The organism is Methylobacterium nodulans ORS 2060 (assembly GCF_000022085.1).
In the GTDB taxonomy this organism is placed as follows: domain Bacteria; phylum Pseudomonadota; class Alphaproteobacteria; order Rhizobiales; family Beijerinckiaceae; genus Methylobacterium; species Methylobacterium nodulans.
In genome coordinates this window covers 683,884-697,996 of the sequence record NC_011894.1, presented here as the reverse complement: position 1 = coordinate 697,996, position 14,113 = coordinate 683,884, and the positions used below count along the sequence as shown (strand labels likewise).

Annotated in this window: 10 protein-coding genes; 9 read left to right on the top strand and 1 reads right to left on the bottom strand. The window is 64.8% G+C overall.

From position 1 onward, the window contains the following. Window positions 1-4 precede the first annotated feature (4 nt). The 9 genes from MNOD_RS03095 (at window position 5) to MNOD_RS03045 (ending at window position 13,179) form a co-directional block, all read left to right on the top strand. A complete protein-coding gene (locus MNOD_RS03095; RefSeq protein WP_015927379.1) occupies window positions 5-1,051 on the top strand; it encodes an IS110-like element ISMno22 family transposase in 1,047 nt (348 codons plus the stop codon). Between the two features lie 308 nt (window positions 1,052-1,359). Continuing rightward, on the top strand, window positions 1,360-1,638 hold the full coding sequence (locus MNOD_RS03085; protein WP_015927378.1) for a hypothetical protein: 279 nt from the start codon (window positions 1,360-1,362) through the stop codon (window positions 1,636-1,638). After that, window positions 1,635-2,447 carry a phosphoadenosine phosphosulfate reductase family protein gene (locus MNOD_RS03080; protein WP_015927377.1) on the top strand — a complete coding sequence of 271 codons (813 nt, stop codon included), beginning with the start codon at window positions 1,635-1,637 and terminating at the stop codon, window positions 2,445-2,447. Before MNOD_RS03085 ends, MNOD_RS03080 begins: the two co-directional genes overlap by 4 nt. An 8-nt stretch (window positions 2,448-2,455) precedes the next feature. Continuing rightward, window positions 2,456-4,255 carry a hypothetical protein gene (locus MNOD_RS41220; protein WP_015927376.1) on the top strand — a complete coding sequence of 600 codons (1,800 nt, stop codon included), beginning with the start codon at window positions 2,456-2,458 and terminating at the stop codon, window positions 4,253-4,255. A 1-nt stretch (window position 4,256) separates the two neighbouring features. Continuing rightward, the gene (locus MNOD_RS03065; protein ID WP_015927375.1) at window positions 4,257-5,873 is read left to right on the top strand and encodes a hypothetical protein; all 1,617 of its coding nucleotides are present in this window, start codon (window positions 4,257-4,259) and stop codon (window positions 5,871-5,873) included. Next, a complete protein-coding gene (locus MNOD_RS03060; RefSeq protein WP_015927374.1) occupies window positions 5,870-6,127 on the top strand; it encodes a hypothetical protein in 258 nt (85 codons plus the stop codon). The genes MNOD_RS03065 and MNOD_RS03060 overlap by 4 nt, the downstream gene beginning before the upstream one ends. Window positions 6,128-6,201: 74 nt before the next feature. After that, window positions 6,202-7,482 (top strand): IS66-like element ISMno2 family transposase, encoded by a 1,281-nt coding sequence (locus MNOD_RS03055; RefSeq protein ID WP_012631399.1) that lies wholly within the window; start codon window positions 6,202-6,204, stop codon window positions 7,480-7,482. 99 nt (window positions 7,483-7,581) lie between these two features. Next, window positions 7,582-12,621, top strand: a complete 5,040-nt coding sequence (locus MNOD_RS03050; protein ID WP_015927373.1) for an FtsK/SpoIIIE domain-containing protein — start codon at window positions 7,582-7,584, stop codon at window positions 12,619-12,621. Window positions 12,622-12,624: 3 nt separating this feature from the next. Continuing rightward, a complete protein-coding gene (locus MNOD_RS03045) occupies window positions 12,625-13,179 on the top strand; it encodes a class I SAM-dependent methyltransferase (protein WP_050783268.1) in 555 nt (184 codons plus the stop codon). Here the strand turns inward: MNOD_RS03045 and MNOD_RS42630 are convergent. Then, a protein-coding gene (locus MNOD_RS42630) for an IS630-like element ISMno11 family transposase (RefSeq protein WP_076611772.1) occupies window positions 13,136-14,097 on the bottom strand; the annotation gives its coding sequence in 2 pieces (ribosomal slippage) (window positions 13,136-13,758 and window positions 13,758-14,097; 963 coding nt in all). The two genes, MNOD_RS03045 and MNOD_RS42630, sit on opposite strands and share 44 nt — an antisense overlap. Window positions 14,098-14,113: the final 16 nt, after the last annotated feature.

Genomic DNA, 14,113 nt, shown 5'->3' with positions numbered 1-14,113 from the left:
AGCCGTGAAGTATTATGCCGGACTGGACGTTTCGCTGGAAGAGACCGCGATCTGCGTTGTCGACGATACGGGTCGGATCGTGCGGGAGGCGCGGGCGGCGAGTGAGCCTGGCGCGCTGGTGCAGGCGCTGAACCAGATCGGCCTGCCCCTGGAGCGCATCGGCCTGGAAGCGTGCTCGCTGACGGCCTGGCTGCACGACGGCCTGCGCGAGGCGGGCTTGCCGGCGATCTGCATCGAGACGCGCCAGGCCAATGCCGCGATGAAGACGATGCCCAACAAGACCGACCGCAACGACGCACGCGCCCTGGCGCAGATCATGCGGACGGGCTGGTTCCGGCAGGTCCATGTCAAGAGCCGTCAGTGCCGGCTGTGGCGTTCGCTGCTGGTGGCGCGCCGCACGGTGCTCAACGAGATGCGTTCGATCGAGAACGTGGTGCGGGGGATCCTGCGCGAAGCCGGGCTCAAGCTCGGCACGCCTGGCCGTGCAGCCTTCGCCGGCCGCGTACGCGAACTGGCCGAGGGCGTGCCCCTGATGACGCAGCTCGTCGAACCGCTCCTGGAGGTGCTGGCCAGCATGCTGACCGCACTCGCCGGCTTGACGAAGCAGGTCATGGATCTCGTCAAGAAAGAGGCGGTCTGCCAGCGGCTGATGAGCGTGCCGGGCGTCGGCCCCATCACCGCGCTTGCCTTCCGGGCGACGATCGACCGGCCCGACCGGTTCAGGCGCTCGCGCGACGTCGGCGCCCATCTCGGTCTGACGCCGGCGCGCTACCAGTCCGGCGAGACCGACATCCAGGGCAAGATCAGCCGTTGCGGCGACGAACTCGCGCGCACCGCGCTCTACGAGGCGGCGCATACGCTGCTGGTGCGGAGCCAGAAATGGTCGAGCCTGCGCGCCTGGGGGATGAAGATCGCCAGGCGTCGCGGCATGGCCCGCGCCCGCGTCGCGGTCGCCCGCAAGCTCGCCGTCATCCTCCATCGCATGTGGAGCGACGGCACCGCGTTCCGCTGGGGTAAGGAGCCCGCAGAGGGTGCCACGCTCGCAGGATGACGCCGTCACCGCGAAACAGGAGGGCAAAACACCACGCATGAACCCGAAAGGGTGAACCGGATCGTTCCCGTGGGGACGATGGGCCTGGCGATCTCGTTGAGAGTCCAGAACCTGCGGGTGCAAACCCGCAAGGTCGTGAAACAGATTGAGACGCCTCGCCCTCCTGACCCCATCATGCGGCGGCCAAGCGCCGACCGCGAAGAGAAGCGTGTGACCCACGGGGCGACACAAGCCGGAGAAACCACAACGAGCAGCTTGACCTAAACGACCCCAATCAGAGAAGGACTCTCAGGACGGCGAGGGACACGGTGAACGGGCGCTACACGCCCGCGAGCCTGGCGCGCGCGGTCAGTTCGATCCTCCTGCAACGGGGTGTCGAGCAGTGGCAGGACGGGACGGCCGGACAGTACGCGATGTTGTTGCGCGAGTGCCGCACACGGATCGAGGACGCGGCCCTCGCGACAGACGCGCCGTCGCCGCGTTTGGCACCTGTGATCCGAGAGCGGATCGCGGAGCTTCAGGCGGTACTCGCGCGCATTGAGGAAAACGGGGAGCCGCGGCGAGCTGTGGCCGGAGCGAAGCGATGACGGTAACACCAGCAAAGATGAAAGAGGCCGCAGCGGACGCGTCGCGGCGACATATCGTGCCGCTGTCGGGCGGCAAGGACTCAACAGCGATGTCAATCTACCTCGCGCAGACTTATCCGAATCTCGAATTCGAGTTTGTCTTCTGCGACACTGGTGCAGAGCTGCCGGAGACCTACGAGTATCTTGACCGCCTGGAGCACGTGCTGGGACAGGCAATCGCACGCATCTCGGCGCTAGAAATGCTCGATGTCCGCGCCAAGCCCGGGCGCTCAGCGTTCGATGTAGTGCTTTACGACCACTTCAACGGCTACTTGCCAAGCCCGCGGTCGCGCTGGTGCACGCGGATGCTCAAGATCCATCCCTACGAAAAGTACATCGGCAGCGCGCCGGCCTACTCCTATATTGCAATCCGCGCCGATGAGAACCGACAAGGCTACACAGGTAGCGGCAAGCCCGTCCTTCTATCGGAGGAGCCGAATATCGTGCCAGTCTATCCCTTCAAAGACGACGGCCTCGGATTTGCTGACGTACAGAAATTGCTCGACGACAGTGGTCTCGGTCTTCCGCGCTACTACGAGTGGCGCAGCCGGTCGGGATGCTATTTCTGTTTCTACCAGCAGATCGCTGAATGGCAGGGGCTCAAGGAGCGCCATCCCAACCTGTTCGAGAGAGCGAAGACCTACGAGACGCACAGCGGGCGTGACTACACGTGGGTCGACGGACGCTCCCTCGACGACGTTGAGAAGATGTCGCGCCGCACCCTCAAGGCGAAGTCGGACGAGGACGGCTGCGCGATCTGCCATCTCTGAGGCGACTGATGTCAACCAAGGCTCTTGTCGATTTTCTCGCGACCTACGGCCCCACACCCGCGGCGCAATCCATGTACGACGAACACGTGCTCGAAGGCGCACGGCGGTTCGAGGTCAGCCCGATCTCGGTAAACACGGACAAGGTGGATCGGATTCTGTCCGCCCTCATGGGCGAGCAGCCGCGCTCGGTGATCCTCACAGGCACCGCGGGCGATGGCAAGACCTGGCACTGTCGAAAAGTATTCACTGCCCTCGTAGGTACCGAGGAGGAATGGCGGAAGACCGACTGTCGCATCGACAAGACACTGCGCGACGGGCGGCGGCTGGTTATCATCAAGGACCTCAGCCAGTACAATGAGAAGCCGGAGCAGGACGAGATCGTCAGAGGTCTCTGTAGGAGTGCGTACGGCGAGTGCGGCACGGTCTACCTCGTCGCCGCTAACGATGGCCAGTTGCTGCGGACACTCCGCCGTTACGCGGAGGCGGACGATAGCGGAAAGGCTGCCGAAGAGGCTATCCGCAATATGCTCAAGAACGATGCCAGTCGCGTGCCCGGGCTGCGGCTGGACATATGGAACCTGAGCCGGCAGCCGCACGACGAGACTTTTGATAAACTGCTCGACGCCGTTGTCGATCACGAAGGTTGGGGAGGTTGCGCTTCATGTGGCAGCGCGCTTAGCTGCCCGATACGGCGGAATCGGGACCTCCTCAAGCAGAAGAGTTCCGTCGGACTCCGCGCGCGAATGCGCGACATGATTCGGATCGCCGCCGACAACGACATGCATCTCCCGATCCGGCAGGTGCTGCTAGTGATCGTCAACACGTTGCTCGGGGTGCGGGGCCTGCGGTCGAAGCTCATGAGCTGCTCGTCTGCGGCGGCGCTCGTAAGTGAGGGCAAGCTGATATCGTCGAACCCGTACGACAACGTCTTTGGCCTGAACCTGGAGGCCGATCGGTCCACCTATCGCGCGTTCGGGATCCTCGCTGCATTCGGGGTTGGGCGCGAGACCAACAACCTGATCGACGGGGTCCTAATCGACGCGGAACCACAGGCAGCGCATTCTCAATTCGTGGCGGACGATCCACTGTTCGGAGAGGCCCTGTTCGAACCGATGCGGCGCCAGTACCGCCGCGGTGAAGCCATCGACCAGGACGAGTTCAGGCACGCGATCGAGCAGCAGCGGAGACGCTTGTTCTTCAGGCTGCCGGTGCCCCAGGCGCTGTCCCAGAGTGACCTCGACCCCTGGCGCCTGACCGTGTTTATGCACGGTGGGGAATATCTCATGTTCGCTGACTCACTGCGACGCGGCCAAGTAGACGCGCGGATCAGGAACCGTCTCGCAATTGGCCTGAACCGGACCTACACCGGCATGATGTGCGATGACGGCGCCTCTTTGTGGTTTGCGGCGCCGGCCGCCAACGCGCAGAGCCGCATCGGACAGGTCTTAGACATAGAGATGCCGGTTGGGGAGCGGCGGGCCGTTAGGGTCCACCTTGACTTCGACGCACTGGGCCCGCACCGCACGCTGCGGATGATCGTCCGCGAGGGCAAGGACGTCGTCGAGGCGAACGCGCTACAGCCGCTCCTGTTCGAGTACCTGCTCCGGGTGGAAGCCGGCAGCTTGCCGGGCAGCTTCTCGCGGCAGTGCTCTGAGGAGCTGCGCCAGTTCCGGCTCAGGGTCATAGCGTCGCTCGAGAAACGCGGACTGATCGACTCCGAGGGAGTCGAGGATATCCAGATCGTGCGACTGTCCCCGGAGGGACGGCTGAATGCTGACAAGGTCGGCGTGGTGGCGCTGGAGAGCTGAGATGCCCGCGATTCAGACCTCCCCTTTCAGTCCGACTGACGGGCTAATCGCCCAGGTGCTGCACAACGACGGATCCAGCGCGGCCCTGACCGTGGGCAATCGCGTCGTGAAGTACCAGCCGCCAAAAACGGAAATCTGGCTCGAACAGCGCATTTGGGGGCACCGGTTCCACAACGACCAGACGCCGTGGCTCTTACTGCTCGAAGCCCTGAACATCATGGCGGCTTTCGCGGCGGACCGGAACGTCGAGGAGATCTTCCCCGGTTTGGGGGAGAACCACGAAAACCGCACCTACGAGATGCAAAAGAGGTCCGATCTCCGCCACCTGCTGTTCCGCGATCGGGACCTGGACGAGATAGCGTCTTCGCAGGCCATTGCTGACCCTAGCCAGTGGGCGGCATGGTTCGCCCGCGTGCCCGACGGCAAGGATCGGTTCGCATATCTTCAGGAGCGGTTCGTCAGCTTCGCCGCGCTCCGGAACGCGGTGACGCTGCTGCGCGGCGCCGAGGTCGAGTCCGAACGGCACCGGCGCCCGACATCGAGGCACCTCGCCCCGCGTGGCGTCGACATGCTGACGGCGGACTATGGGGAGAGCAGAAACGACGGGGTGAACAAGGACCGTCGGTTCTTCGCACGCGGCGGCGAGCTTCTCTATCTCATGCTGAACCGGAGCGAGAGCCGGAAAAAATTGGAAGCCGTCGTCCGAAAGCGCTTCATCGGGGAGAACAGCCGCTGGAACAAGCTAGCGAAGGCACTTCAATCCGGGGTGGAGGAGAAGAAGGTCTCGATGGACACCTTCGGCTACTTGCCTTTGGCGCGCCATCCTGCCTACGACCGCGTGGCCGAAGATTGGTACTCGCTTCTCTCGCTCGAAGGACTTCCCGACGACAGCGTGCCCGAGCCCTTGATGCGCCTCTCGGGGTTGGGTGTCCTCCAGTACATCGTTGATCGTTCAGCGGACATGATCGGCGAGAGACGTCCACCATATCCGATCGACATGTTGGCGGCCGAGACGGCGAATGTGCACAAGCAGGCGAAGGATGCCTTTGCGCGACATAAGGAACTCAGCCGGAAGGCAATCCGCAAGCTCGTCCAGGCCCTCGTCGAATCAAATGAATGGAAGGCTGCCCAGTGCCAGACGAACGCAGAGAAGGCGCTGAAGAAGCTCTGCGAGGAGGTGTTCAAGTACGAACCGTGGGCTCACACTGCGGAGATGATGGCAGAGGAGGTCACAAACGCCGCTATCGACAACCACGACCAGCATCTCGGGAGGGTAGTCGGGTTCTATGCGGAGCAGATCGGTTTCGCAGTGGCGCGGCGTGGCAACGGGCGCTGGTACGCCGCCTCCGACGGGTTCCTTGAGGCGTTGGTCCTGGCCAACGTCGGAGCGCCGATGGAGCTGGAAGGCTTTCTCGACAAATTGTGGCGCCGCTACGGCTTTGTGATCGGGACAGAGGCAGCCCGCCAGGAATACCCCGAAGCAAACTACGAACATTTCAAGGCAAACCAGCGCATATTCGAGGATCGCCTTAGGATTCTCGGTCTATCCAAGCGTCTATCAGACGACTGCGCCTTCGTGATCAATCCCTTTCATCGTCATAACGGGGCTACACTATGAACGTCGCGTTTAAGTTGGAGCCCCTCGACAAGAAACTGCCCGAGGTCGAGGATCTCGCGACTAGGGTGGCCGTCGCGCGCGTAGCCGCTGCGCTTGAGGCGAACCCTGGCGTCAAGAGCCTGTTCTCGATAGTCGGCCTGGATAAGACCTTGACGTGCGCCATCGCTAGGAGGATCGACGCTGAGGTCCGAGACTCCATGGTCAGGGTGCACATATCGGTAATTACCCACGGGGTGCGCGCGAGCGCGGCGTGACCCACAAGCGAGGCCGCTAGAGGGAGTTCGCCGCGCCTCTTGCCGGGAGGCGATTTGGCTGATTCCCTCGTGGGATGGGCCGCAGCGAGCTGGAACGCCTGAGCAAGCAGGAGCTGATCGAGCTGGTGCTGCGGCTGCAGCGCCCCGAGAAGACCTCGCGCACCTCGTCCAAGCCGCCCTCGACCGACCGCAAGGAGCGGCGCGAGCAGGCCAAGCCCGGCGGCGCCAAGCCGGGTCACGAGGGACATAGCCGAACGCTCAGCCCCGATCCCGACGAGATCGTCGCTCACCGCCCGGGTCACTGCCCCTGCTGCGGAGGTGTTCTGGCTCCGGATCTGCCGGCCGAGATCGTCAGCGTGTGCGAGCAGATCGACTTGCCCGCGGTGGCACCGATGGTCACCCAGCATCAACGGCTCGCCGTCCGCTGCCCGGCTTGTGGCACGCGCGTCGTCGCTCCAGTGCCGCAGGCCGCACGCGGCACGCCGTTCGGCCCGCGCCTGCACGCGGTGGCGGTGTATCTGAAGACCTTCCAGGCTCTGTCCTACGAGCGGCTGCAGGCCGCGTTGTCGGACCTGTTCGGGCTCACCTTGAGCCAGGGCGGGCTGATGAACCTGCTGCGTCGGGCCCAGAGGCAGTTCCGTGCCGATCGCGAAGCTGCGGTCTCGGCGCTGCGCCGGGCCGCGGTAGTCGCCTCGGATGAGACCGGCGTGCGCATCGAGGGCAGCAACTCGTATCATTGGGTGTTCCGCTCGGACGCAGCGGTCGTTCATCACGCGGCCTCGACGCGGGCCGCCGCGGTGGTGCACGCGATGATGGACGGACACCGGCCGTCCGTGTGGCTGTCGGACCGCTACACCGCCCAGCAGGGCCACGGTGAGCATCACCAGACCTGCCTGGCGCATTTGGCCCGTGACGTCGCCTACGCGGTCGAGGTCAGCGACGACCCCGTGCCGCTGCGCCTACAACTCTGGCTGGGAAGCGTGTTCAGCCTGGCCGAGCGCGTCACCGACCTGGCCGCCTCGACGCTCTCGGCCAAGCGCCGGGCCCTGGATCGGCAGCTGTCCGCCATCCTCGCTGCACCAAGCCGCTGCGATCTGACCCGCGCTCTGCAAGCCAAGATCGGCCGAGCCCGCGACCAGCTCCTGGTCTTCCTCGACCATCCCGGCCGCGTGGCGGTCACCAACAACGCTTGCGAGCGCGCGCTGCGCCCGGCAGTGGTGCAGCGGAAGGTGACGAACGGCTATCGGGCCATGTGGGCGGCCGCGGGTGAGGCGGACGTGCGCACCGTCGTCGACACGGCCCGCCTCTCGGGGGCCGGCACCTTCGCCACTATCCTCAACATCATCCGCGCCTGATCCTACCGCCACGGGCGTGGGTAATTACACATATCGCTGGACGACGGGACCCTCGACGATCGCCTGAGGACTACGTGGAACACGACCGATTTCCGCAACATGCCGCGAGGCGCTGGCGGCGGCTGCATAGTATTTGCGACGCCGACGCGGGACCTCGATGTCGTCGGGGCGACGGCAGGCGAAATCTCCGCCATCTCATTCGAGAAGCTCGCGACCGATCCGGACCTCTGGATAGAAGCCTGCTCGAACCTCGCGGACCTCGGGGGACGGCAAAGGGCCGAACTGAGGAACTTCGTCGTCGGACTCCACGCGTCGGGCGTGGTGGTCGGCGGCCTCCGCATGCTCGCGAACTTCTTCCTAACGCTGAACAAGAACCGGGGCGATAAACCTCTTGAGCGCGCGATCGACGAGTCGCTTCCTGCGCTGAGAATCTGCCGTTGCGCGGGGCGCTTCAAGGAGCCGGGCCAGAAGGGCCGGCTTCGCACGCCGGCCAAGTGGGCGGAGATACTCAGGGACCTGCAGAAGCAGACCGACGACGTCGTGCACCTCGTCAACGATCGCGGCGTTGAACTAGACCGCAAGACGATCAAGGAGCAGATCGATAGACTCGCAACATCGGGACGGCTAGAGGAGACCGATGCTGAGACGCTGCGCAGCCTCGTTGCCGACCGGGCGATCGAGCCGGGCTCCGAGTGGCGCCCGACCCAAGAGGCGGTGGTCCAGCTCTCCTGGGACAAGGTTGAGCCGGTCTTCAAGTCGCCAAAGAAGGCGAGGAGAAAGAGCCTCGGCGATGAGACGCTCGAATTCTTCAACGCGAACTTTCCGCGCGCCCTGTCAAAGGCCGAAAAGGAATTGCTAGAAACGATCGTCAGCGAGGAGAATGGCCCTGAGGAAGACGAGAAGGTCTTTTTCCACGACCATCGCGACGAGTTCGCCGAGGACAAGAAGCTTCTGAAGCGCTGGGAGTCGTACGTCTTCAGTTCGAGCAATGAACACTCGGACCTCCTAGTCGGCCTCCTTTCCGCCATCCGCGACCTCGTCCTCGAGGCCGATGTCGTACCGTCCGAGCCTAAGGTTTTCGCGCGACTGGCGAATGCGGACGCTCAGTCGTATTGGAAGAACAAGAACTCGGAGATTTCGGCGTACCTGCGGGACCGGTTCCGGGGGCTCGACAAGGCCCTAGCGCCAGCTGGTGTGATCCTCGACTTCGGCCTCCTGTGGGAGGCCGGGCGCACACCGGGCAACGGATCGCCCAAAACCGGGCCGAGCGCAAGGCAGTTCAAGGTCGACTTGCACCTCCTCGGCGCCGCGGACTTCCAGGACGGGCGCCCGAAACCGGATGCCCTCAAGGCTGCCCACAGCCGGCAACTGATCTGGTCCATACCGGCGAATTGCATGGGGGTTGCCTACAGTGCCAATCTTGCGGACATCGCGGCCGCCGCGCCAATGGGACACCTGCCGATCGGACGGTTCGCTCGCGCCCAACGGTCCGAGAGGATCGTCGAGGAAGGCATCGACCTCGGAAACCGAGGCTCAATCCAGGACGTGCACGGCAATCCGGACGGCATGCTTTTCGACACTAACCAGCCGTCGCTGAACGCTGCCGCGCTATTCGAGCAGGGCTTGGTGAAGGTGTCGAGCTTTCTCCCCTCGGACGTCGTGGAGGCCATCCGGATGTCGCTGGCCGAGTTCCGGAAGTACTACGCCGAGGCAATCTCCGCGATGGTCTCGGGCGACGGCCTCGTTTCCGACACGCTGTTCGAGCAGGCGCACAGGTTCGGTGCGCTCCTCGAGCTGCTACGCAAGACTGCGCGCCAGGACTTGTGCCGGAAGGAGCTGTGGGAACCGATCCTTCTCATCGGGACCGCCCTGTCGGAGGACCGACCCGAGGTCGCCATCATTACGCCGTGGCATCCTTTCCGGCTGGCTGAGGCGGCCGCCAAAACGCGGCGCGTCGTAGCTGCGGTGCGCAGGATCCTCGCTCCGAACGGCGCGTCGGAAGCCAGTATTCGCCGGTTCGCGACGGGGGTGGCGGAAGGGCTCGAAACGCCGTGGCACCCAGCGGTCGCCGTCCGGATGGACGGGCCGACGCGGCGCCTGTTCGTGGAGACCGACACATCGTTTGAGTTCAGCCTGCTCGAGTCCCCGAACACGGGCGAGGGCGGCAACACCGCCTTCGACGGCTACTCGCGCGAGGCCGCCTCCGAGCTGATGGCGATGGCGGCGGAGTACCTGTCGCTCCAGCCCCACGAGCGAGCCAATTTCTCGGTGTCCTTGTTCAATGCGGATAATCGTGAGCTGCCTTCGCGTATCGCGGAGCGCCTCGCGCGCAAGATCGAGACGGAGCCGGACCTGCGTTGCGACCTGATCTTGACCCACACGGACCAGCAGAGGCTGCGCCAGATCTACGCCGAGCAGAACGTCGCCATCAGCCGCGAACTCGACGGCGCGATCGCGAGCGAAGCCGCGCGGTCGTTCCTGTCGCGCCTCAGGGTTGGGTTCCTCGATGCGGAGACCGTCGCGCAGGAGTCGGAAGGCAGGAGTCGCGTGGACATCGTATTCCTGCACGACGTCATCGCGCGCAGTGCCAAGACGTCCTGGCGCCGTGTCGATCCGGTGGACGTCACCTACGCCGACTTCTGTGAGCCGGACGGCGAGCAGTCGACGAGGCGGCGTCCCTTCGAGACCGGTGCCCGCAAGACCGAGGTCTTCCTCGTTGCGAATGAGCGGCCGTCCGAGGTCCAGAGTTATCTGAATCTTGTTCACGACCTGGAGCAGGACGAGCAGGACGATCAGTTCTTCAGCTTCGCCCCAGTGCGTGAGATTGTGTTTGATGACGCAGGAGTGGGCCAGGTGATCGAGAAGGCTCACAAAGTCGGCAACTGGGTCGTGACCTTCGACGCGATCGCGGACAAGCAACTTCTACTCGCGAATGGGGTCAGTGTGATCCGGTTCGTGGCGAAGCCGGGGACGCGGCACAGCGTCATCGTCTCTACGAACAAGCACGAGCATACGTTGACGAACCGCCTGGAGGAAATCCTCGGGCATATCGCCGACCTCCCGGCCGCCGATGCGTCAGCGGCGGCGAAGCTGTTCGTCGACGAGGCAGCGCGCATCTCGGGCAAAGTCGTGCTGCACGCGGCACGCAGCGAGCAGAACGCCAACGAGCTAGTGGGCCTGGTCCTCAGCCAGGCCCTTGTCGCCAAGGCGCTGCAAGACCGGTCCACGCCCGTCGCGTGGCTGCTCGTCGACGACTTCGCGGACCTCGTGGGGCACCCGCCCGGCAAGCGCGCGGACATCCTCGTCGTCGGCCTAGTCGAGGAGGATGGGCGTCCGATCGTTGACCTGGTCGTCGTCGAGAGCAAGTTCGTGGCCCAAAGCGCCGAGACGCAGGAAGCGAAGGACGCCCTTGCGCAGCTCAAAGCGACGACGGACCACTTCCGCGACAGCCTTGTCCTCGACAAGGATGCCTTGAACCGCCAGACGTGGCTGTCCAGGCTAGCGGACCTGATCGCAGAACAGGGCTCATTCGATGGGCCAGTCGGCGGCCGGGACGCCGCAGCATGGGCCGCCGCCTTGCGCTCTGATGGTGCGATCCTCCGCATCTGCGGCGTGGCGCTCGTCTTTACGCACGACCGCCGCGACGGGTGGGGCGAGGCCGCCGTCGGCAAGGCCGAGGAGCAGAGGGAGGTCCTCTTCGACCGGAGCGACGTCGCGAAGCTGATACGCTTCGTAAGGGGTGAAACGGTCCTTCCGCCGGCCCTCGTCCTGCCGCCTTCTATCAGCGGCGGCGGCGCCGCACCGACCGGCGGGTTCCTTGACGAGCCGCCGCAGGCTGAGCCCGCTCCCCAGCCCGCACCACCGACGGGGACGCCCACTCCCGAGCGTCCGGCTCTGCAGGCGCCGCCGACGTCAGCGCCGGTCCTAGGCGCCCCCGGCGCTCTTCCCGGTCCGGTCATCGAGTTCCTGATGGACCACGCGTCTCCGAAGGCCGAGTCAGATGGCTTGGAGTGGTTAGCCGCGGCCCGCAAGAAGCTAAGGGCTGCCCTGAGGAACTACGGCTTCGACGCTGAGGTGCTCGGCGAACGCCTAACGCCGAACGCGGCCCTGGTGCGCTTCAAGGGAAGCGACCGGCTGACCGTAGCCGACGTTGAAAAGAAGCAGGAAGTGCTGCTCACCTCGCACAGCCTTGCGGTAATCGCGGTCCATCCCGCCCCAGGCGAGGTAGTGGTCATGGTGGCGCGTCCGGAACGCGCGTTCCCCGACCTCCCTGATGTCTGGCTGAGGCGGAAGTTCGCGGACACCATTCCCGAGGTGAACGCGTCGTTCCTGCTCGGGGAGCGGGAGAGCGACGGAAACATGGTCTATCTGAACCTGGCGAACGGATTCAATGGACAGCCGCAGCACGGGCCGCACACGCTAATTGCGGGCGAGACCGGCAGCGGCAAGGGCGTGCTGACCCGGAACATCATCTTGGACATCTGCTCAACGAACTCGCCGCGGAACGCACGCATCCGGATGATCGACCCGAAGAGCGGTGGCGACTATCCCTGGATTGGGAGCCTGCCCCACCTTGATGGTGGCCTAGTCACGACACAGCCCGACGCGACGGAGACGCTCAAGCAACTCGTCGAGGAGATGGAGGAGAGGTACGCAAGAATCACCCAGACAACGTCCAACATCGACCGTTATAACGCGAAGCTGCCTCCCGAAGAGCGAATGCCGCGCATCTACGTCTTCCACGACGAGCTAGGTGACTGGATGGCGGACAAGGACAACAAGGATTACCGTGAGGCAGTCGGCAGCTATGTCGCCCGTCTCGGCATGAAGGCACGCGCGGCGGGCATCCACCTCTTCCTGATCCTGCAACGGCCGGACAAGGATGCGCTGCCAGGGCCGATCAAGGCGAACATGAACAATAAGGTCTGCCTGCGCGTGTCCTCGGCGACCAACTCGCGCATCATCCTCGAAGAGGGCGGCGCCGAGATGCTGTTGGGCAAGGGCCATTTTGCGGCGAAGCTCGCAAATGAGCAGCCGGCCAACCAGAAGAGCCTGATATACGGTCAGGCCCCGTTCCTCGACGACGACCTGGCGTTCGATCTGGCGCTGGCGATCGGGAACTACTGGAAGGGGAGATAGGCCGTGGCGAAGCGAGCCCGCGCGAGCGACGCGGTGGGCAAGCGGGTTGGGGGAGCCCTATATATCCATCGCGAAGCGGTCGGGCTCCTCGGTGGGGAGCGGGAGCGCGTCGCCGAGGCGGAGGCCCGTGTCCCCTCGGCGGAATGGAGCGTCGCGAAGATCGAGAGGTCTACGATCTCCCTGCTGCTCTACGAATCGTTCGATGTCGACTTCCCTGCACTGCTGCGCTCGACGAAGGTCGACTTGAAGTCCGGGGCCGTGGCGTCGACGGACTACGCGGGCCGCGCGAACCCGCCGATCCTGCACCGGAAGGAACTCCTGCTTCCACCTGACGATCCGAGGCTCCCCAAGTTCAGGGCACTAACGGCTGCGGCGGAGGAGCATGGGCTGTTTGACGAAACGAATAAGATTGGCACGCGCGCCGCCTGGAACGCGCGTATCGAGGCTGCCGGCCTAGTGCTGAGAAACGGGAGGCTCCTGCGAGCCGACGAGGAGCACCTAGAGCCGCTCCCGATCAGGTTGAAGCGTAAGCATCATCCTCGTATCCAGCAGCTGTGAAGTAGTTGCGGCACTCAGCCGGCGAGAAGCATTTGAAGGCTTGGTGGATCGCCGCCCAGAGTTCACTGACACTGCGGGCCGCCGCCCTGCGCAACAGCGCTTTCAGCTTGGCGAAGGCCTGCTCAATCGGGTTGAACTCAGGTGAGTACGGAGGAAGATAAAGCAGCCGGGCCCCGGTTGCCGCGATCGCCTCGCGCACGCCGGCCACCTTGTGAGCGCCCAGATTGTCCAGGATCACGGTGTCGCCGGGTCTCAGGGTGGGGACCAGGGTGTCGGTCACGTAGGCGCGGAAGCGTTCGCCCGTCACAGGGCCGTCCAGCAGAGCGATCGCGTCAGGCCCGCTCGTGCGCAGCCCGGCAATCACAGTGGTGGTTTTCCAGTGCCCTGCGGGTGCCGCGAGGCGGCAACGCTCGCCGCGCGGGGCCCAGCCGTAGCGGCGGACCATGCTGGTGGTGGCGGCGGTCTCATCCAGGAACACCAGTCGCTCCGGATCCAGCTCAAGCTGGCCGGCAAACCACGCCTCACGAGCCGCCTTTACATCCTCCCGCTCCTGCTCAGCTGCGTACGTCGCCCTTTTTTCCGCGTGATGCGGTGCCGGGCGAAGAAGCGCGACAGGCTACTGCGGCTGACCGGAACGCCTTGCTCCTGGAGCGTCTCGCAGAGCTCATGCAGGAAGCTCTGCGGGTGGGCTTGGTAGGTCTGCAGGATGAGCTCGGCATGAGCCTCGATGCGCTGCGAGCGCTGGTCGCCGCCCATGGGCTTGGGCGTGACATCTCCCTGGCCCTCCTGCTGCCTGGACCAGCGGCTGACGCTGGCCACGCTGACCCCGAAGCGCGCGGCGGCCTGATGGCAGGAGGCGCCTTCTGCAACGGCCGAGACGACGCGCTGGCGCAGGTCGACAGACAAAGCTGAGGGCATGGGCCACCTCCGTTGA